This is a genomic window from Streptomyces botrytidirepellens, from assembly GCF_003721215.1.
Classification (GTDB): domain Bacteria; phylum Actinomycetota; class Actinomycetes; order Streptomycetales; family Streptomycetaceae; genus Streptomyces; species Streptomyces himastatinicus.
In genome coordinates, this window is record NZ_RIBZ01000267.1 from 1 (window position 1) to 21,131 (window position 21,131).

The 21,131-nt window shown below is 66.0% G+C and carries 10 protein-coding genes and 2 pseudogenes; 2 read left to right on the top strand and 10 right to left on the bottom strand.

The genetic code is table 11. The features are described from left to right. Positions 1-74: 74 nt before the first annotated feature. From EEJ42_RS51010 to EEJ42_RS20875, 4 genes and pseudogenes are all read right to left on the bottom strand, one after another. Positions 75-560 carry a hypothetical protein gene (locus EEJ42_RS51010; protein ID WP_184503182.1) on the bottom strand — a complete coding sequence of 162 codons (486 nt, stop codon included), beginning with the start codon at positions 558-560 and terminating at the stop codon, positions 75-77. 49 nt (positions 561-609) lie between these two features. Next, positions 610-801, bottom strand: a pseudogene (locus EEJ42_RS52985) (hypothetical protein); the annotation flags it as partial. A gap of 50 nt (positions 802-851) precedes the next feature. Continuing rightward, a complete protein-coding gene (locus tag EEJ42_RS20870) occupies positions 852-1,280 on the bottom strand; it encodes a hypothetical protein (RefSeq protein WP_179933328.1) in 429 nt (142 codons plus the stop codon). A 121-nt stretch (positions 1,281-1,401) separates the two neighbouring features. Continuing rightward, positions 1,402-3,555 (bottom strand): phosphorylase family protein, encoded by a 2,154-nt coding sequence (locus tag EEJ42_RS20875; protein ID WP_123101743.1) that lies wholly within the window; start codon positions 3,553-3,555, stop codon positions 1,402-1,404. A gap of 1,178 nt (positions 3,556-4,733) precedes the next feature. Here EEJ42_RS20875 and EEJ42_RS20880 point away from each other — a divergent pair. Together EEJ42_RS20880 and EEJ42_RS20885 are read left to right on the top strand one after the other, a co-directional pair. Beyond that, complete coding sequence (locus tag EEJ42_RS20880) at positions 4,734-4,982, top strand: hypothetical protein (RefSeq protein WP_425472933.1); 249 nt, start codon at positions 4,734-4,736, stop codon at positions 4,980-4,982. Beyond that, positions 4,964-5,278: pseudogene (locus tag EEJ42_RS20885) on the top strand (integrase core domain-containing protein); the annotation flags it as partial. The gene EEJ42_RS20880 and the pseudogene EEJ42_RS20885, both read left to right, overlap by 19 nt. Positions 5,279-5,419: 141 nt before the next feature. Here EEJ42_RS20885 and EEJ42_RS20890 read toward each other — a convergent pair. The 6 genes from EEJ42_RS20890 to EEJ42_RS20920 all read right to left on the bottom strand — a co-directional run bounded on the left by EEJ42_RS20890 (position 5,420) and on the right by EEJ42_RS20920 (position 20,975). Continuing rightward, positions 5,420-5,833, bottom strand: a complete 414-nt coding sequence (locus EEJ42_RS20890) for a transposase family protein (protein WP_221179394.1) — start codon at positions 5,831-5,833, stop codon at positions 5,420-5,422. A gap of 805 nt (positions 5,834-6,638) precedes the next feature. Then, a complete protein-coding gene (locus tag EEJ42_RS20895; RefSeq protein WP_246097086.1) occupies positions 6,639-7,949 on the bottom strand; it encodes an integrase core domain-containing protein in 1,311 nt (436 codons plus the stop codon). A 463-nt stretch (positions 7,950-8,412) separates the two neighbouring features. Next, positions 8,413-8,847: an Imm10 family immunity protein gene (locus EEJ42_RS20905; RefSeq protein WP_123101745.1), complete on the bottom strand. Its 435-nt coding sequence runs from the start codon at positions 8,845-8,847 to the stop codon at positions 8,413-8,415. Further along, a complete protein-coding gene (locus tag EEJ42_RS20910; protein ID WP_246097087.1) occupies positions 8,844-15,629 on the bottom strand; it encodes a polymorphic toxin-type HINT domain-containing protein in 6,786 nt (2,261 codons plus the stop codon). The genes EEJ42_RS20905 and EEJ42_RS20910 overlap by 4 nt, the downstream gene beginning before the upstream one ends. 151 nt (positions 15,630-15,780) lie before the next feature. Continuing rightward, a complete protein-coding gene (locus tag EEJ42_RS20915) occupies positions 15,781-19,407 on the bottom strand; it encodes a LamG-like jellyroll fold domain-containing protein (protein ID WP_123101749.1) in 3,627 nt (1,208 codons plus the stop codon). Then, complete coding sequence (locus tag EEJ42_RS20920) at positions 19,404-20,975, bottom strand: VCBS repeat-containing protein (RefSeq protein WP_246097088.1); 1,572 nt, start codon at positions 20,973-20,975, stop codon at positions 19,404-19,406. Before EEJ42_RS20920 ends, EEJ42_RS20915 begins: the two co-directional genes overlap by 4 nt. Positions 20,976-21,131: the final 156 nt, after the last annotated feature.

Genomic DNA, 21,131 nt, shown 5'->3' on the forward strand with positions numbered 1-21,131 from the left:
CCAAGCCAGAAGTCACACTCAGGCCAACGGACGCCCTTCGCCATGGTCGCGGCCAGCCCAGACATCGGACTCATTCATCTAGGTGGCACGGACAGAGGAACCGCTTTCGGTTGCCCGTCCCATTGGGCCAACAGCTTTACCGGAATGGGCTTCCCACTCGCTCCTGGCATGCGCAATCCGTGGCTGTCATCGGGCGGGATAGTCACGCCCGATGATGGCCAAGTGAAGGCATACGGCAGGTCCCGCCCCAAGAAGCGGACGTTTTGAGCGACGGCGTCACCGGCGTTGCGGACCCGATATCGATCGCCTTTCACGTGTTCCACCACCAGCCTGACCTTAGGCGCGGCAGCCCGCCGCCGCTCCTCCGCCTCCTCGCGCTGAAGCGCGAGCGAGTCTTCCGCAGCGACGGCTGAGCGCTCCGCCGCATCCGACGAGCGCTGAGCCTCTCTGGCCGAATCCTTCGCGGCGTCAGCGGACCGCTTGCCCAACACGTAGCTGACCGCCACCCCGACCACCGAAAAGAACAGTGCTACCCACGCGGGCACATCCCCCATGTCCATGGGCGGACGATAAGGGATCCCCCCCAAGCACAGGGGTCACCACCAGGTCCGGTCCGCCGCTACGCCACTCGATCAGCTCCGGATCGTCGAGCCGGGCGTCCTCCGGGGCGCCGGCGCGTCGCAGGAACTCCAGCAGATCAGTTGGCCCGTGCGCGAGGCCGACGATCTCGCCCCGGATCGTGACCCGCCGACCACCGCTGGGCGACGGCGGGTGCACGATGACGGGCGGGCGCTCGGTCATGTGTCCAGCGTGCGCCGGTGACCAGGCCGGCGCATCCCAGAGTCTCAGCGTCAGGCGGGGCGGACTGGGCCGAAGTACGCAGGCGACAGGAACAGAGCCTCGAACGCCTTTGAGCCGCGCCGCTGGCGTAACCACTCGCACAGGGGCGTCAACAGCCCTGTGATCATGGCCGTGAGTACGGTGGCGTGCAGGTCCTCCGCCTCGTCGCGGCCGACCTCGGCGAGGAACCTCTCGTACTTCGCATCAATGACCCGCTCGAAGCCGCCCAGGGACTTCAGGAATGTCTCCGCGGCCGCGCTCAGCGCCGCCGCGGCGCACACATCGGTACGGGCCAGGTCGTCGGTGTCCGCCACGGTCAGGCGTCCGGTGATGTCCCGGAACGCGTACCGGTGGATGGCGTCGACCGGCTCGGTGACGCCGTACTGCCGGGCCGCGGCCCGTGCGATGGTCCGGGCCGCGCGGTCGCACGCGCCCTCCATCCTGCGAGACGGACGTCGGAGGCTGACAGCGGTCCCGGCCCACCGGTCGCGGTGACTCGGGCCGTGACGAGCCTGCTAACTCGTTCCGGTTCGCTGCCCTGTTCGGGCTGATACGTCGACGCTACGGGCGTGCGGCCTTGCGTTGTCCGGCAACCGCGCGGTCGCGCACCTTCGTGGCTGCCGCGGTATGCGGGTGGGTGCCGCCGAAGGTACTCTCGCAGGCTCGTACGGCGTCATCGCCGAGGTGCCGCACGTCGTCCCATGTGAGCTTCTCCGGTCGAGCGGTGGTGACCGTTCGCCCCAGCCACTTCACCACGATCGCTGGGAACATCCCGACGCCTCGCATCTGCGGTGTATCCCCCCGTTGGAGAGAGGTGACGATGTCCGCCGTCACTTCGGCATGCGCCAGGCGTATGAGCGCGTCGTCCTCAGGGCTGTCTCGGTCGAGTCGTAGCTGGGCGAGGTGGGGGAGGACATCGTGAACCAGTCCGAGCGCCTCTTCCCACCGACGTTGGCGCACTACAGCCTTCGCGCGGTGCATCTGAGCGACCATACGGCCCGGATGGTGCGCGCCCTGTGTTCTCCACAGAAGCCCTACGGCAGCGTGCAGTAGCCGCTCGCTTTGCTCGTAACGCCGCATGTCGTAGAGGGTGTTGCCCATCGCGTGCTGTACTTCGGCCATGAAGCCCAGCACGTCGCACTGCACCGGGGAGAGTTCTCTGGTGAACGGACCGCTCGCGTTCTCCCTGAGGATGTCCCTCGTACTGGGGCCGGTTCGCCCGGCCAGCGACAGCCCGTGTGCGTGGGCATCCTTCTCCGCCCGAGCCAGGACCTGTCGGAGCACTGCCTCAGCTTCGGGGAAGTCGCCGCAGCCCCTGCGTAGTTGGCCGAGCGCCAGGTCGTCCTTCAGATCGCCTCGCCCGGTCTTGACGATCTGGACCGCGAGCGGCAACCCCTCCTCGTACGCGCCCAGAGCCAAATAAGCGTCCCGCACCCGGCGCGCGGCCGCGACGGCTCGTGTCGGATTGTGGCTGTCGCGCCACAGCAGTGCCATCGCGTGCGGCGTGAGCAGGCGTAAGGTGGAGCCATCCGGAACCACCGTCACCGCGTGATCCAGAAGAGCGGCGGCATACGCGCACACCTGGGCGTGTTCATGGGACATCTGGCGTGCGGTCTCCGCCTGCGTGGCTGCGTCTCTGCTGACGCAGGGCACGGCGGGTGCGCCGGGTTGTCCGGACGCCGTGACGGAACGGACGGTGAAGTGGCTGAGATCAGCTGATACGCGATCCGCGGAGAGGTCCGGTATGCCGACCGAGGCGATGGCTGCGGGGGACAGCACGTACAGAGGCAGCGGCGCGTCCGCGAGGCAGGACAACAGGTGCCGTACCGATAGGGGCGAGCCCTTCCGCGGGGTGCTAAGGGCGCCCTCTCGCTGTGACGGAGGTACTCCATCCGATGAGGTGAGGGAGGCGGTAGCCGTCGTTGGAGACGCCGGTAGCTGACGGATGACGGCGACGGCGGCCGCCGCGGCGTGGGCAGCCGCCCGTGGCTGGTGTTCGGCATCGGCGTCCGGATACTTGTTGCCGTCGGCCTTGTCGCTGATGCCGCGTATGGTCAGCGCGTCGATGTGACCGATCTGGGCGGCGTGCGCCATTCCCGCGCTTTCCATCTCGATTGCCGCGACGTCGTTGTAGTGCGTATGCACTTGTCGACGCAGTGCGGAGGCAGAGGAGTTGAGCACTACGTCCCCGGCTGCGATGGGCTTGAAGTACACCTGTGGTCCCCGCTGCCCTTCGGCGTTCCCCGAGGCCGGCTCCGGCCGCCACGACGCCGAACGCAGGGCGAGACGGGCGGTCTGCAGCAGCGCGTGGGAGCCGGCCCAGCCCTCCGGGCGAGCCATGAACCCTTCGGGGGTGTCCTTGCCTCCGTGGATGGCGTGGACCCGGGTGGCGATCACGACATCGCCGAGCTCCACGTCGTCTTTGAGCGCGCCGGCGACACCGACGAACAGCAGCGCGCCGGGGGAGAAGAGCTGGCGGGCCTGCTCGGTGACGACGGCAGCCGGACGATTGCCTTCCCCGAGCTCCGCCAGCGCCACCTGCCAGGGTGTCCCGTCCAAATCGCCCACTTCGAAGACCGTTCCGGTCTGATGGCGAACCACGTCACAGCCGGTCAGGTACTGGCGCACCGACTGGTATTCCAGACCCAGTGCCGTAAGGATCACCACTGTGCTGCGCAATCGCGTCGCCCCGGTCATCCAGGTATCTACGCCCATCAGTACTGTATAGCCCTCTCCCGGCGGGGGCGTTCGGGCGGGGCTCGCGCGACCACCGGAGCGATGGCGCCTCTTCCCGGCGATGAGCTGCCTGCCTCGACCGGGGCACCGGCTGCCGGATCCACGCGCCCGTCCGTGCCGACGGACGGTCTCGCACCCTCCTGGCCACCGGGAACCCTGTACGTGCCAAAAGCCTCATCCGTGCTGCGCGCACCCTGTGGGTGCCGAATATTACATCCGCCCTGGTCAGGTGCCGGGTGTTCTTGAGGGGCTGGTAGCGGTCTCATAGGTTTCGAAACCTGCATAGTTGCGTTGTTCGGTGGCTCGCGATGCACCGCGTCGAAGTTGCTCCATGTGCCACTTGACCGCTTCCGCCTACGGCGTCGTACAGACCTTGACGGCGCGGCAGATCCGCGAGAGTCTTAAAGTAGAGCATAGAGGGAGAATTGCCGCGCGACTGGGGGTCAAGGGGTCGCAGGTTCAAATCCTGTCGTCCCGACCAGCGTTTTCGCAGGTCGGAGGCCGTCTCCGCGGGTAGCGGAGGCGGCCTTTGTCGTGTCTGGGCTGGGAGCGATGGGGAGCCCTCTGGGAGCCCTCGTGCTCCCAACTCGCGGACGTGTCAACGGTGTCCGATTCGTCTGTCACCCGATCTGGTAGACCTGTGGCGCCGTACCGAGCCCCNTGTCACCCGATCTGGTAGACCTGTGGCGCCGTACCGAGCCCCTGCGTGTCGTCGTCAACCGTAGGCCCCTGAGGTCATCCCATCGATCTGGATGCTCTCTGCATCGAGAGGCATAAGAACCCCTTGTCGGCTCCTGCCCCTCTTTCGGGGTGGGAGCACGGCACCGTGCTCCCCATGCGGCAGGGGTGGGGTGGACCACTGGTGATCTCTCCGGGGCGGTTTCCGCAGGCAGCTCGCGTGCGGGTGTCCTGGTCGCCGTGGACGGCCTGCGTCAAGGCGGCGCAAAGCCCCTTGGTGTCCGTCGGCAGATAGGGCACTCCCAGGGTGTGAGCGCCGTATCCGGCTCTGTGGCGCCGTAGCGAGACAGCCCGTGGAGGTTTCGCTGGAAGAAAAAGTGTGCCAAGCGGGCGGAGGTGATGGCATCGGTGAGTGAGCTTGGCCTGCTGGTCGAGGAGAACCCCCATACCGACGTGCCACCCGCCGTCGGCATGACAGCGTGATCCGGTCGTTCACCTGCGCGGATGGACTTATCGGCACCCATGCCAGCCGGCGCATCCGGATTCTCGGCGCCACCGCGCACTGGATCGTGCAGCTCGGACGCAACCTCCTGATGGACCTTGAGGACGTCGGCAGCAGGGCAGGTTTCCTGATTCGTGACCGTGATTCGAGGTTCATCGACACCTTGGACGCCCTGATGATCGATGCCGGCCTTATGGCCGTCACCGGCGGATCTATCCCGCGCTGAACCAGAAGATCGCCATTCAGTTCCTCGACTAGGTCATCCAACGCCTGCCGTTCCAGGTCGAGGTGGTCCAGACCGACAACGGCGCCGAGTTCCAGACTGCCTTCCACTGGCACGTTCTCGACAAGGTCATCGCCCACACCTACATCAAGCCCCGCATACCACGTCTGAACGACAAGGTTGAACGCTCCCATTGCATCGACGCCGAGGTCTTCAACGACAAGCTGCGCGAGTGGGAGGACTACTACAACCACTATCGCCCCCACGGCGGCCTCAGCGGTCAAACCCCCTACCTGCGCCCCGGGTTATCGCGCCATGAGCTGGTGGCGGAGGAGCAGGATCTCTGTGTCCCTGTCGCGGTCGCTGATGGGCAGCAGGCGCAGCAAGGTGAACGTGTGTGTCCTAGCCAGGTAGCCTAATCGCAGCAGCACGGTCGACCATCATTTCGTGACGATCGACAGCCGCGCGAGGTCAGGGGGGCGAACGGCATCCGGCGAGGTTCTCGGCGCCACCCACAGTGCTCCCACCAGGTCGGATTGGTTTTTCGGTAAGCGCAGCGGCTTGCGCTGTCGCTTGTGCATCTCCTCATACCAGGCGCGTGCGTTCTTCTTGACCTTGCTGTGCGGTGGCGTCACCACGCGCCCTGTGGTCGCGATGATGTTGGTCTGGTCGCTGGCTCCAAGGTGCTCGATGACCTCGGCGAGAGTGCGCAGTCGGACACCTGAAGTGACAGTGCAACCTCGCTGGGCCGGCAGCGGCCGCACCCCACCGAAGGTACGCATGGTGGTGGAGCGGTCCGCACCAAACCAGCAGGCCAGCACATCATGAGTGGTGCCATGCCGCAGATTCCCCAAGGACGTCAGCAGCCGGTCGACGAAGACGAACTGGTACTTTGCCCCACCGCCCGCCTTCGCTGACGGGCGGTGACTCGAGCCTATGCCACGCCTGCCGCAACGGCCGTACCGCAGCTACAAGTTCAGTGATCATTCGGCGACAGCCCGGTGACCCGATACTCCGCAACGATCAACTCACGTCCCCAACCCTCATCATGAACGGGTCAACGAGCCACCTGCGCACCGAGCTACGGCTTAGCGTGCACGAGGTCGTCAGGGGAACCCGTGGCCGACAAGTAGGCGAGTTTTGCGTCAGAGCAGAAGGCTTGGCCAAAGGTGGCCCAATTCCATTCCGCTTATTCACTCGATCGAGTGACATTCGGTAAGGTTTTAACGCGGCTCCTTCCTGGAATAGGGGCGGGTGGCTTCAGTCTGGGTCAGTCAACTTAGGTATCGAATCCTGACTCGCTTCGGCGACATCAACCCGGTACTACTACTTGGCAGTTCATCCCTGCTTCATACACCATGCCCATACGATCATCGTGGTTACCTGAACGGTGTGGGGGTGCACGTTGTCACATGGTCATGATGGAGTGAGGAAATTTAAGAGCAGGTCAGTCGAGGGCCTGGTCACGGCCTTTGGTCAGGAAGTCGCTGCCAAGCTCCACGGGCCCGGGGGACAGGAGGAGGCGCTAACCACCCCCGTCGAGAGGCTGCTGGAGGGGATGGCCGCACGTCAGAACGTGAGGCTCGTAGCCCATGGGCAGACCAGCATCAAGAAGCTCAACGCGCGACCGTGTGCCGCTCGAAAAGTCATCGCGGCACGTCATGCCGCATGTCTGTACTCGTTGATGAGGCCGCCGAGGATTCGGGTGCGCTCGACTTTGTGGGTGTTGAGGTTATGCGTTGCGGCGGGTTGTTCGTGAGCGTCGGGTGGTAGCTGGTTGCGGGCCTGGTGGGGTCGGTGCTCGTTGTAGTGCCGCTCGTAGGCCGCGAGGATGTGGCGGGCGTGGGCCTCGTTCATGATGAGGACGTGGTCGAGGGCTTCGCGTCGGATGGTGCCGATGATGCGTTCGCAGTGCGCGTTCATCCGGGGAGCTTGTGGCGCACTTTTGAGGATCTCCATGTCCTCGGCTTGGAAGACCGCGTCGAATGCCTGGCTGTACTTGCCATCGCGGTCGCGCAGCAAGAAGTGCAGGGAATCGATGCGTGTGCCCAGGCCAATCGTGAGATTCCGTGCCTGCTGCACCGCCCAGTCCCGGGTCGGGCGGGCGGTGACCCCGGTGATGTGCAGTCGCCGGGTGCCGTGCTCGAGGAACACCAGCGCGTACAGTCGCTTGCCGAGTGCGGTGTCGATATGGAAGAAGTCCGCCGCGATGATGCCCTCGGCTTGCGTGGTCAGGAACTCGCGCCAGGTGGGACCTGAGCGGCGCGGCGCAGGATCGATGCCCGCGGCATGCAGGATCTCCCAAACCGTCGACGCAGCCATCCGATGCCCGAGCTGGGTCAACTCCCCCTGGATCCGCCGGTGCCCCCACCTCGGATTCTCCCGGGCCAGTCGTAGGACGAGCCTCTTGATCGCTGCCGTGGTGGGTGGGCGTCCGGTGCGCCTGCGCGCGGTGTAGTCCCACTTCGCGGCGATGAACCTGCGATGCCAGGCCAGCAGGGTGCCGGGGGCGACAGGGAAGACATCACGCCAGTGGCGCCGGGGTATCAGCCCGGACAGGGCTGCAAACCAGAACCGGTCAGCAGGTTCGTAGCGCATCGGTCTGGCCAACTGGCGGCGCAGGACCGCGTTCTCGTGCCGCAGCACCATCAGTTCCGCGTCCTTCACCGCCCCGCGACGCAGGAGCACCGATGGAACAGTGAGCAGCTTTCGGGTCACCTTGTACAGCAAGGGCACGATCACGGAGGACATGATCCCAGCGGACTGGCCGGACCACTCCCACCTGCGACGACGACTTTTCGAGCGGCACACGCTGTCGGTGAAGGTCGGCTTGCCGATTCGGCGTTGCAGGAGCAGCAGTTGGTGCCGGAGTACGAGGATCTCGACGTCCTTGTCTCTGTCGCTCATCGGCAGGAGGCGTAGGAACGCCAGGGCGTTGGTCGCGGCGAGGTAGGTCAGGCGCAGCAGCACGACAGATCATGATGCCGCCGGGGCCTTGCACAAGTGAAGACGCTGGGACGAGCGTCGGCCAAAGTCGAAGACCTCTGATCAAGCTCTCACCTGCGTGGATGAATTACCGGCCCCCGCACAGTCGTAGCAGCACGATCGATCATCATGACGCGTGGACCACCGGCTACGCGAGAGCGCCGACTCGAGCGACGGAGCCGACGACCGCCAGTCCGGGTGCATGCCTCCTACCAGGGCGGATGACATTCTCGGCAAGCGCAGGCATCGTCAACGAGTACTGCTATGCCGCCTGATCGGCAGCGATGACTTTCCGAGCGGCATAGGCACAGGATCAGCCCAGGTGGCCTACTTTCCGGCAACACCTACAGGTAGCCGTCGTCCCCTGATGCTGCCGTCAAACACCCCAGGAACTCTGCAGGAAAGAATTCCGGCAGAGTTCCTGGGGTGAACGCCTGCGGTCAGTTAGTCACTCTCCAGGTGGTGGATCGGAAATGCTCATTCCAATCATCTGCGGCCGCTTCTCGTGAGATCCCCAATCCAAGATTGCGCGAAGCTTGTTACGCAGATCTGCATTGGTGGTCCCTGATTCGCGTAGATCTACTTCCACGGGAGTGGGGATTTCAAGAATTTCCGCATCCTCGGCTGTGAATTCTAGGGTGAGTAGTGAATCGGTAAGCCGTACGCTGTGCAGGCATCCATAAACCGTGAAGCCCCGTTCTGTCGAGATGTTGTAGGAGTCCATTCCAGACTGGACTTCCTGTTCGTCAGGCTCGTAGGTGGATCGCTGGATTGAGATTGACCTCCTGGAGCCCGCGTCATCGACCCCGGCGATCGCTACCTCGAGAACCTCCTCGTCCTCGTAGTCCTCGAAGAAGCCGACGTTTGTGGCGGTCAATCTCATTTCCTCATGCCCCCTCGTGCCGCCCAGGTTCCAGCGCCTTTGGCCCCGGACCATTCATATGTAACTGACACTCCCAGTTCCCTGACCATGCGGTTCATCGCTCCCCTGCACCTTGAGCAAGGTGGAAGCTGACCTCGCATCGTAACCACGTCGCCAGGACTCAACGGGTACTTTCCGGCGAATGGATCATTCGGAAGTGAAACTCTCGGCCCAGTGGAGGCACCTGCCATACGCGAGAATCGATGCTCTGTATGTGTGAAAGCCACATTGTTGGGGTAGCCGAGTGCATCCTCCTCAGGAGTCATGTCACCGCTCTCCAGCGTGACATCTACCCGCGTGCTCCCATCAGGGGCTGTCGCACTGATGTCGCACATATGGCCGTTACCGCCGGTGTTGTGCACCAGGACGGGAGCGTTCCTTGCCAGCACATAATACGTGTGGAGTTCACTGACGGTCAGGTTGTGGACTGCCGCCGACTGCGCGGTCCATCGCTTGATGGCGGTGATCTGGACGTGGGTGCCGGCGCTGGTCCGGAGCCACTGGTCTGCCTTGAGGTCGGTGGCGTCGATCCACTGGCCCAGTTCGGGGACCCAGAAGGGGTGGCCGGCGGTCGCCGTGATGGAGGCGGCTTTTTTGGGGCCTTTCTTGCCGTCGGGGTCGAGGGTGACCTTGACGAGGTGTTTGAGGCCCTTGCCCTTGATCTCGGCGGTGACCGTTTCGGGTTTCGTCTTGCCGGTCTTGGGGTCGGTGGCTAGGACCTTGTCGCCGATGTCGACGTCCTCGATGGCCTTGGTCGTGCCGTCGGCCATCAGGACTCTGGTACGGGGAGTGAAGCTGTTGGCCGCGCAGGACGCGGCTGTCTCGGCTGCCTTGTTGCTCTTGCGCCAGTCCTTGAAGGCCGCCCAGAGTCTTCTGCCGAGGCCGACGATCCGTTTTCCGAGAGCGTATGCCTTGTCGAGGCGGACGCCGTATTTGGAGATCAGTTTGGCGAGCGGGCCGCCTCCGATAAGTGAGGTGACGAGGTTGGCCGCGGTGGCGCCGCATGAGCCCAGGCTTCCGGTGGTGAAGCAGTCCAGGGCGTCGGTGATGCCGAGTTCATCGGCGACGATCTTGCTGAGTTCCTTGGCCACGGCGACGGCGCGCTGCTTGGCCACATCGGCTTTGGCGCGTGCCTTGCGGGCCGTGTAGTGGGCCGGGGTCTCCTTGGGGGCGCGCACGTTGTAGTAGGTGTAGTAGGTCTTGGTGGCCTTGACGTCCCAGCCGCCGTTGTTCTTGAGGCTGCACTGCACACCGGCGTACAGGCAGTCGGCCGGCATCAGTCCGTCGGGGTCGGAGAAGCTGACAGGGTTGTTGTAGCTGTAGGCGTAGCCGTTGATCTGCTGTGGTTCGGTGTAGTCGATGAGTGGGTCGGCGGAGATGAAACGGCCGGCGGAGGCGTCGTATTCGCGCGCTCCCAGATGCACAAGGCCGGATGTGTCGTCGTTGGTGCCGCCGACGAAGCCCTTGTCGTCCACCCAGGGTGAGGCGGGCGAGGAGTCGTCGTCGCGCACCTGGCCGAAGGGGCCCAGGCGGCGGCGTTGGGTTTGTCCGGTGGCGGCGTCCACCGCGAGCTGGGCGGTGCCGTGGTGGTCGCCGGACAGGAAGGTGACGCCGCCGGTGTCGCGGACCGCTACCGTCTGGTCGCCTAGGGAGTAGTAACGCGTGGCGGTGACCGTGCCGGAGGACTTGTTCTGATGCAGTTCCATTCCGGGCAGGTAGAACGTCGTCTCCGACGGGGAACTGCGCAGCAGCCGGTTGCCGGTGGCGTCGTACGCATAGGACGACTGTGTGCCGTCCGCGTTCGTCACCTGGGTCAGGTCGTTTTGCTTGTCCCAGGTCAGCGACTGGGCGTCGCCGTTCAGGACACGGGCTTCGGTGTTGCCCGTCGCGTCGTAGGCATAGGTGTCCTGTGTGGTGACTGCGGGCGATGTGGAGGTGGCGGCCTTCTCGGTGACGACCTTGGTCAACTGGTGCGGGCCCGCGCCGTTCTCCCCGTAGGAGTATCTCTTCGTGGAGGATGCGGTGCCGCTGACGCCGTGGAGGGTTTCCGCGGTGCGATTGCCGAGGGCGTCGTAGCTGTAGCTGTGCCAGTAGGGGGCTACACCGCCGACCGTGCTCGACGACGGTGAGGGTGCGCAGGCCGCGTCCGGGGAGCCGGTGCCGCTCGCGCCGTCGGACGTGACCGAGGAGGTCCAGTCCTCGGTCATTCGGCGCAGATTGTCGTAGGCGAAGCACTGCACATCGCGGGTGCCGCCGGTCGGGGTGTCGGCGATGGAGAGGACGTTGCCCGCCGCGTCATAGGTGTAGTCGGCGTCGTAGGCGATGGATGAGGCGCCTTCGACATCGACCCGCGCGTTGGTCAGGCGCTTGGTTCCCTGCTCGTAGCCGTAGGTCAGCCACGTCTTCTTGGCCGCGGACCCGCCCGTGTTCAGCTCCAGTTGCTCGAGCTGGTTGGTGGGGGAGTACTGGGCGGCCGAGACGTATGTGCCGCCGCCCAGGGAGGTGTTGAGGGCTGTGGGGCGCTGGAGCGTGTCGTACTGGTAGGAGACGGCCTCGGCGGGGAGGCCGCCCGCCGCGGGAAAGTTCTGGCCCTGAACGGTGCCGTCGTCGTTGTACTGGGTGTTGAACTCATAGGTTCCGCCCAGTTGCGGCTCGGCCGTCTTGGACAGGAAGTACTTTGTCGAGGTCGGTTTGTAGTCGTTGTTCGCGTCGAGCACCGGATAGGTGACCGACGAGTGCACCGCACCGTCCTTGTAGGTGTAGACGCCGTACGGCTCGCCCTTGGCCACGGTGTCGTACTTGGTCACCGACAATTTGGTGCCAGTGTCGGCGGCGCCCTGCCACGTGGACACCGCCCGGCCCAGCGGGTCGTGGACCGTGGTCGTGGTGTTTCCCCGGGCGTCGGTGACCGAGGTCTGGCGGTCCAGGCTGTCGTAGGAGAAGACGGTCCTGCCGGTGTCGGGATCGACCGCACCGGTCTTGCGGTGTCGCTGGTCGTACTCGTACGACCAGGTGTTGCCCTCGCTGTCCTTGACCTTGGCCAGTTCGCCCGAGGGGGTGTAGCCATAGGTTGTGGAGATGTACTCCGTGCCCGGGCCGGACGGCTGCGGGGCTGTGCCCTTGTACTGGCGCAGTTCGACCGTACGGTCCCGGGCGTCGGTGATGGTCGTGGTCGCGGTCTGGCCGCTCGGCGGGTCCATGTGCACGCGGTCGCCGCCGTAGGCGTAGGTGGTGCGGTACTTCTCGGCGCCTGCGACCTTGAAGATGGTGGCCGTGGTGCGCCCGTCGCCGTCGTATTCGGTGACCGTCTGCCCGTCGATGTCGGCGCCCTTCGGCTCGAAGAGTGCCGAGGCGGGGGCGCCGGTGGTGTAGTACGTGTCGTTGGTCTTCACGACACGGCCGGAGCCGTCGTAATACGTGTCCGCGATGAGACGGCCCCCCTTCTCGCCGTCCGTCTGCACCTGGCGGGGGCGGAGCAGGCCGTCGTACAGCGTGTACTCGGTGCTGTACGTGGTGCCGCCCTTCTCGATCTTTTCGGTGCGGATGTAGTTGGGGGCGTTGGTGCGGATGCCGTAGGTGTACTTGATCGAGGGGGAGAAGTCGGAGGCTTTGGGGCGGTCCGGGAGCCACACCGAGGTCAGTCGGCCCAGGCCGTCATAGGAGAGTTCCGTGCGCTTGTCGTTGACGTCGGCCTGGGCGGTCGGCTGACCCCATTGGGGGGCGTACTCCGTCTTCGTGACCCAGCCCAGTGTGTTCGTCTCGGTCTTGGCGGTGGCGAGGCCGTAGGTGTCCGTGTACGCGATGGTCTTCGGAGTGCCGGCCGCGTCCTTGACGGTCAGCGGGCGTCCGTAGCCGTCGTACGTCGTCGTGGAGACGGTCTGGTAGGTGGCCGTCTTCCCGTTGTGCGACGCGAGCCGCTTGACGGTGGTCGGGTTGCCCTGGGTGGGAGCGGTGCCCGGTGCCGTGGTGCCGTCGTAGAGCGTCAGGTCGTCGGATATGACGTCCTGGGAACGGTCGGGCGCGGTTGTGCAGTCCACACTCAGCGTCTCCACGCGGGAGACGTACGCGTACAAGTGCTTGTTCGCGTTGTCGGCGTACTCGGTGCGGGTGCACTGGTTGTCGGCGACACCTGTCTCGCCCAGGTCGGCTACCTGGATGATGCGGCCGGTGGTGTCGTCGTAGGTGTTGGTGGAGGCGGTCTGTCGCCAGCCGCCCGCGGCGAGTGCGGTGTAGGTGTCCGTCCTGAGCGGACGGACGTAGCGGGCATTCGTCGTCGCCCAGCTCGCGGCATGGGTTGCCGTGACCTTGGTCCAAGGGGTGTTGACCGACTTCGAGACGACCTTGTCACCGTCGTACGTCGTCGTCTCCAGCTCGAAGCCCGACTTCCAGTCGGAGTCGGCATAGGTGGTGCCGGTGGAGTCGGTCACCGACGACGTGCGGGTCCCACCGCCGGGGTTGCTGTCGCCGTCCAGGCCCTGGAAGAAGACGTGTTCGGTATTGGTGTTGGAGGCGCTGTTGGTGCCGTCCGAGGTCCGGACGCGGACCTTTCCGTAGCCGCGCCAGTCGCCCCAGGTGAGGTACTCGGACTTGGTCAGGCCGTCCGGCTTCGACTTACGCCAACCAGCGTCACCGAGGTAGGTGTACGACGTGATCTGGTCGGGGCTGTTTCCGACCAGATCGGTCTCGACGACGGAGGCCACCACGTACTTGTGGAACCAGTCGGTGATGGGGTCCTCGACACCGGGCGGGTTCCACTTCACCGGGTAGCAGCGCAGGGTGGACTTGCCCGGGCTGGGCAGGCTCGACGAGGTGCACTGGGGTTCGGCGTAGTTGACGGACAGGACGCTGCCGGATTCGCTCTCGACGGCCGACATCCGGAAGCGCATGAAACGCTGGATGTTGTCCCCGGGGACGTCGACGCGGTTGGCCAGTTGCTTGCCGTACAGCTTCACCGAGGGCACGGAGACATCCGCGCCGACGAGGCCCGTGTGGTCGATGGACTTGAGCCACAGCGACTTGGAGCCGTCGCCGTTGTCGGTCAGCACATGACCGAGCGTCCAGGCGTCGACGTCTTCGTACGAGCTGTTGCCGTCGCGGATCTGGGTGGTGATCTTGTTGAGCTGCTTGCGGGTCCAGAAGGTGGGTGAGTTCTGGCCCTTGCATTTGGTGCTGGCCTTGCAGTTGCGGTCCCAGGGAACGTCCGGCCAGTCGGCGGCCGTGGCATCGGTGAGCGCGTCCGCGGAGCAGTCCGTCAGGTCCCCGATGCAACGCTCAGCGGTGCTGAAGACGACCCGGGCGGAGGGCTTGGTGTCGTATACCTCTTTGTCGCGCTGTCCGTAGTCGATGCGTCTGAGGTAGCCGCCGCGGACGTACGGCTTGCCGTTCTCATCGGTCTTCAGGCCCTGGGTGTAGTGGTTGGTCTCCTTGCCGTAGAAGTACGACATGGCGCTGCCGTGCGGGTCGACGACGTAGTCCAGGTTCCACCGCCATGCCTGGGCGCAATAGGCCTTGGCGAACGTGGCGTCGTAGCAGGGCTCACCGGAGTCGTCGCCGTACGCCGGGACGGTCCAGGTGGAGTCGGTCGTTTCGTCGCCCGTGGCATACCCGGGAAGCCGGTTCAGGCCGAAGAAGTACTGGGTGCCGTTGTCCGAGGTGACTTTCCAGTATTCGCCGTCACCATCGCCGTTCGTGGCACCGGTGAGTCTTTCGACCTTGCTGAAGTCGTCCGAGCTGATATGCCATTCGCCCGTCGCGTCATCCTTGACGAGTTCCCCCGAGGCGCCGCCTGCCAGCGAGATGGTGGCGTTGTCACCGCCCCAGCACTGGTCCCCGTAGCTGTCATCGTGGCCGTCATCCGCGCATGGCTTGTAGCGACGCTCGATGTAACCCGGCTCGTAGGAGAAACCCTGGCCCACCCAGGAGCCCTGGTTGTTCGTCGTCGAGGTCTGCCCGTCGATGGACTGGGAGCTGTAGCCGAGGGAGACCTCGGGCGCGAGCCCACCCGGGACCGGGGGAGCGGTGAGCGGATAGGACCAGTTGAAGGCTCCGGAGGAGTTGGACACGCTCCACTGGGACGAGGGCTGCAGGGAAGTGGCGCCGAAGTCTCCCTGGTCGCCGGAGGCGGTGGCGGTGGCGGCGAGAACAGTGACCGGAGCGCCGTAACCCCGGCCGCCTTCGGCACGCGATTGCGGGGTATCGGCGGCCGCGGAGACCGTCGTGGTCAGGGTCTGTTCACCTGTGTCGTTGGCGCTTTTCAGCAGTCTGGGACTGAGGCAGGACTTCTCCTGCGGAGTGGTCAGGACACATGCGGGATATTGGACGAGGCGCAGCCGGGAGCCGTAGCTTCCGCCGTAGGCGTGGGCGAAGGCGGCGTAGTCGAGACCGACCTCGACCGGTCCTCCCTTCCCAGCGCCATCGGTGCGGGCCACGGTGAGCAGCAGCCCGTCGACTCCCGCGGCTTGGGCTGCCTTGTGGCCGAGGACGGCCACGCGCACCGAGTCGGGGCTGGTCCGGCCGGTTGCGGCGACCGTGATGGGGAGGCCCTCGGCCCTGGACGGCCGCTTGGCCAGTGTCACCTCGTCCGCCGCGGCCTTCGGCCAGTGGCTCGGGGCGGCGGATTTCACCGCCGCCTTGCCCGCCGCATCCGAGGCGGTATATGCGCGCGCTTTGGCGTTCTTTCCCTCGACCGGGGCGTCCAGGTCGTTCTGCGTGCCGGGTCTGGACACGCCATCGGCTTCGGTCATGGGGGCGTCCTGCGGCAGAAGACCGACGGCCAGAGTCAGGCCCACCGCGAGCACGGTGTGCCGTAAGGGTCTTCGCGGCCGTGACCGGAAAGGCGAGCGCAAGGCAACTCCGTCATAGAGGTGGTCAGAGGGGAGGGGAACAGCAGGCCCGTCACGTGACGGTCTCGTCGATGCTCGAACCGGCGGGCAGTACGGCCACGGTGGGCACCGTGCTCGCGTCCAGCGCACCGCGGTATATCCGGAGTTCATCGACTGCGCCGGCGAAGTAGGCCGAGGCGGCACGGGCGGTCAGGCTACGGCCGACCTGGAGCGAGACAGTGGTGAAGTCCCACGCGTTGTCCCACCGGGCCTGGGCGGCGCGGGTGCCGTTGACGTACAGCAGGACATCGCCGAAGACCGCTGAGTAGACGACTGCGAGGTGGTCACCGTCGCCTTCGCCGCTCGGCAGCACGCCACCTGCTGTGGCCGCTGTGGTGGTCGCGGTCGCGGCGTCCTTGTTGGTGACGGCCAGTTGCCAGCGGTCGGCGGCGGCGGAGTACTTCACGGTGACGGCGCTACCGCTCGTGCCCGCCAGCGACAGGACGGTCTGGTCCTTGGACGCTCCGGCGCCGGCGAGGCGGGCGCGGGCGGTGAGTGTGAAGCTGTCCTCCTTGGCCAGGAGACCGGCTGCGCGAGCGGCGTAGGCGTCGGTGCCGTTGAGGGCCAGGTGACCGTCGCCCCACAGTGGTTCGGCGGGGGGAACGCAGTCCGGGTCCGCCTCCGGATCGCAGGAGTCATCCGGCTGGAAGACCGACGCACCGCCGCCGAGCGCCAGACCCGTGCCACCAGCAGTCTCCGGGGTGAGGCCATCGGTGGCGCTGTCAACCTGCCAGTACGCGAGCTGGCTTGCGGAGACACCGCCGAGTTCCGCTCCCTCGGCCTCCGGCACTACGCGGTCGTGGACCTTGACATCAGCGACCCTGCCCTTGAAGTGGCCGGTGTAGCCATCCAACGACAGCTTGCGGCCGATCTGGAGACCGCCCGTGGCGTTCCAGGTGGTACGGCGCTTCTCGACATCCTTCTCGACCAGGTCGCCATTGACGAACAGGCTGAGGGTGCCGAGCTCGCTGTTGTACACCCCGATGAGGTGGGTCCAGCTGCCCGGAACGGCGGTTGCGCCGGACACCTTCCACGTGCCCATCGTTTCCAGGTCGCTGACGGGTGTGCGGAAGGTCCAGGACTGGGTGTCCACGTCGTACCCCAAGTCGAAGCCGGGTTCGGCGGTGCCGTCCTGGCTGACGATGGTGACGTCGTCGGTGGGGCGTTCGGGCAGGTTCACCCAGGCGCTCACCGAAAAGGTCCGGCTGGTGTCGACAGCCGACCTCCCGGCGTCGAGGTAGGCGTTGTCCGAGCCGTCGAGGCTGACCGCGGTGTCCGTGGGCCCGAGGGGGCCCTCGTCACCGAAGGCCACACCGGAGCCTGGAATCGCCTCCGGCGCCCCACTCATACCGGCTGCGGACGTCGATCCCTTGGCGTCGCCGAGTGTCCAGCCCGCTGCCGGGGCCCGTCCGTCACTGACGAGGAAGACGTACGACGTGGGGGTTTTCTGCGCGTTGCCCGCGTTGTCCACCGCTTTGGCCTCCACGTACATGGGGCCTTCGTCCGGTGGCATCCACCGGACCGTGGCCGGGCCGCCGGCGGTATTCGGCTTCACCGTCACCCATGTGCTGCCCTTGAAGCGGTACTTGTACTGGACCGCGTCGGCCGACGCCGAATCGAAGGTGAACGAGCCGTAGTCGCCGACGCCGGCGTGCCACGCGTCGTCGTTCGGATACTGGGCCGACCTGATTGCGGGCGCTTTGGGGGCTGTGGCGTCGTAGATGAACTCGCAGCGCGTCCCGGCACCGGCCAGGCTCCACGGGCCCCAGGAGGTGCCGTCGTAACCACGGACGGCCCAGCCGATGGTGACGTTCTGCGGAACGGTGAACCCTGCCTCCCCGTCGCCGCTGAGGTCCGTCCCCGCGACGTACGAGAACGAGGCCACACCCGTTTGCCCGCTCCTCGACATGTCGACGGTGCTCTTGGGGGCTGTCGTGGCGTAGCGGTCGTACGTCGTGCTGCCGACCCTCCAGAAGATGTGGAACTGTGCCTTCAGGGTCTCCGAGTTACTGCCCGTGTCCCCGTGATCCAGGTCCTTGAGAGCAGCGATCAGTTTGGGTGGCTCGGATACGTAGTGTTCAGCGGCATTGCCGTACTCGCAGGCACCGCCCGGTGTCATCTTCAGGTCGTCGAGGTCCGGCTGCAACGGTGGCCGGTTGTAGGTCACCTCGAGGTGTGCGTTGCCACAGAAACGCTTCCAGTACGAGTAGTTCCCTTCGTCGCCTGCCTTGAGCCGGAAGGTCGTGGTGTCCCAGCCGCTGTCCGCGGCCTTCTGTATCGTGCCTTTCACATTGAAGCGGACATTCTGGTTCGTGGATGTGCACGAGCCCGCGGGATTGGTCGGCGACTGCGCGGTGATGGCGTCCTTCAGCGAGGGCTGGTTGTTCCAGCTCGTGGAGGAGCTGATCGCGCTGGCGCCGGTCGAGTTGACCCGGCCGAGCTGCACTTCCCGGCCGGACTCGGAGTAGGTGTGCACCATGGTGACCGCGAACTCGGCCGAAACGATGTCCTTGTCCTCGAACGTTCCCGTCGGAAGGGCGAAGAACTGGCGCTTGACGTCACTGTTGCTGGTGCAGCGGTACGAGACGTCCGCCGGGCAGCGGCCCACGCCTTCGTCATCGTCGAACTTCCAGAACTTCGTCGACGCGTAGTAGGACGAGACCATCGTCCAGCCAGTGCGGTTCGAGGTTCTCACGACGGGGTCGATGTACACGGGGTAGACCGTGTCCTCGCCTGTGAGCAGCCCGGCATCCGGTCTCAGGGTCATCGTGTCCTCGGACACTTCCACCGTGACGTCGGCGACCTGACTTCCGTCGGGCGGCGCCACCGCGTCGCCGGGTCCCAAGCCGGACGGCGACGGGGCCGGGGACGCTGAAGGGGCCGCGGAACTTTGAGCGCTGGGACGGGAATCCCACATCATCGGTGCGGGCGCCTCGAAGATGGTGGCGCCACTGCTGCCGTCCCGCGCTTCCAGCCCGCCGTCCTTGGTCTTCCTCAGCGTGAGGGAGCCGGTGTCCACAGGGAGTTCTAGCCCGGCGAGGTCCGGGTTCTCCGCAGCCTCGGCGTTCTTCACGACCAGGACATGCGAGAAGCCTTCGGCGCTGGCGGTGACCTTCAGGTCGACGCCGGGCAGAACATCCGGGTACGTGGCGGTGGGTCCGTCGATGAGGGGCTTCGGCAACGTGCCGGGCCAGTCGAGTGAGAAGGATTGGCCGTCCCTCTCGATCTCGGCGAGCGTCGTGCCGCCGCCACCGGAGAAGGACATCGAGGCCAGCGCCGCCTTGGGAGCGTAGGTGGCGTTGTCCCGCCTGACGAGCGTCGTGTCGATGTCCGTCCACATCCCGCTCTTGCGGGTGCGGACGGGCTGGACGTACTCAGTGGTGGTGAAAGTGCCGTCGGGGTTGGCGACGGTGGTGCTGCGCTCGCCTCGCAGCGCCAGGACCTCGACCTTCTCCCCGGTCTTGGCCGCCTTTGCCTGGGCGTTCGCGGTGCCGTTCGCGGCTGCCTGTGCCCTGCTGGCAGCGGCGGCCTGCGGTGAGGTGCCGACAGGAGACGGCACGCTGAGCCCGGCGGCCACCAGCACCACCGTCAATACGGTGATGGCCCGCCCCCACATGTTCCGTTGCCGACTCCCGGTCATCCCACGACTCCAAACGAGGTCCCCGTGTCAGGGAGACCGTCCGCGCCAGGCTTGTATGTGGTGGTGCCAGAGCTGGTGCCGCCGTCGACATCCGTCCAAGGGACGACATAGAGGACCCCACGAGGGCTGTCGGGAGCCTTGCTGTAAGGGACGCCGAGATACAGATTCGCCGAACCCGATGTCAGCGCGATGCCTGCGTAGTCTCGAGCCGTGGCCGTACCGGGCAGCACGCTGCCACTCGAAGCGCGGGTCAAGATCCTGTCCTTCGCCCCGATGGCGGCGTCCAACGGGCGGAAGATCTGTACCGCTCCCGCGTCCTGCGCCGAGCCGACATCCCGGCCCGGAATACCCACGGCCAACCGGATGGTGCCGGTACTGCTGACCACGCCTGCGTCGGTGTTGGCGATCGTCACCCGCTGCCCGAGGAAATCTCCGGGGGCCGGATCTCCCTCGACATCCGTGACCGACGCGTCCATCGTGGCAATCTCCGTATAGGTGCCGTCCGGCTTGATCCGGACCACGGTGGCGCTTCCCGCGTCCGGTGCGCTACCGATGTCCTCGCCCGGAGTGCCGATCGCCAGCAGCGCGTCCGAGTTGTACGTCTGGTCGCCGGGGCGGTAGCCCGTCATGGAGATCGATGTGCCGAAGCCGTCGCCTGCCTCCGCCACACCTGCCAGCCCTTCGCCCGCCGGGCCCTGGTCGAGTCCGGCCAGAGGGGTGGGAACGCCGTCGGTGATGGTGTGGTTGAAGACCGTCACCGCGCCGGCGAAGTCCTCGTCGCCGATCCCCTCGCCCGGGGCGCCGACGGCGAAGTACCGAGTCGTAGCCGCGAGAGAGTAGCCGAAGCGGTCGTGAGCTTCGACGACTCCAGGAACCCCTGGATCGTCGTGGTTCACTGTGGTCTTCGTGGAGCCCCGGACGTAGTGGACGCAACCCGCGTCCGCGTACTCCTTGCCGCCCACTGTGACGTTCTCGCCTGGCACACCCACGAGCAGATACGGCTGGTCGTTTGACGTGTCGCCCGCCTTCAGCGCGAAACCGAACCGGTCGTACTCCTCGGTCGTCGTCGAGTCGTCGAGCTGTGCCTGGGTGTAGCTGTCAATCGTGCTTACGGAGCCGATGCCGTTGGGCGTCCCATGAATGACCCAGATGCCGCCCGCGTCGACGAGGTCGCTGCCGCCCTTGGGCACGTCCTCATACGGGGCACTCACCACCAGGTCGGTACAGCCGTCGCCGTCGACGTCGTAGGAGGCGCGGGAGAACCCGAACTGGTCCGCGCGTTCAGGAGTGGCATTCATGCCTGCGGTGGCCTGGGAAATCTCGAAGGTGCCCTTGCCGCCACCCAGCACGACACGGACCAGCCCGGCGCGTTCCGCACCGTTCACGGTGGCCAAGGGGTCGGCGATGACCGTGTCGGTCGTGCCGTCCCCGTTGAAATCTGCGCTGGTTCCGCCGGTGCACGTGGTGGCCACCGCCACTGACTGCACCGGCGACCCTAACCCTCCGATCGCCGCGAAAACCGCGGCGACAACCGCCGCCAGCCCGAACGTCCTCATGCCATGGCGCACGTAGCCCCCACCCAAGCCACCCGTCGCGTTCTCTGGAGAGCCCAGCCGGCTGGGCGCAGCGCGAGGCTGCGACGTCCGAGTCGCGGCAGAGCCAAACGGCGGCAAACCTACTGGGAGTAGTGGCTCACATGTCAACACCATGTTCTCTTTAGCCAA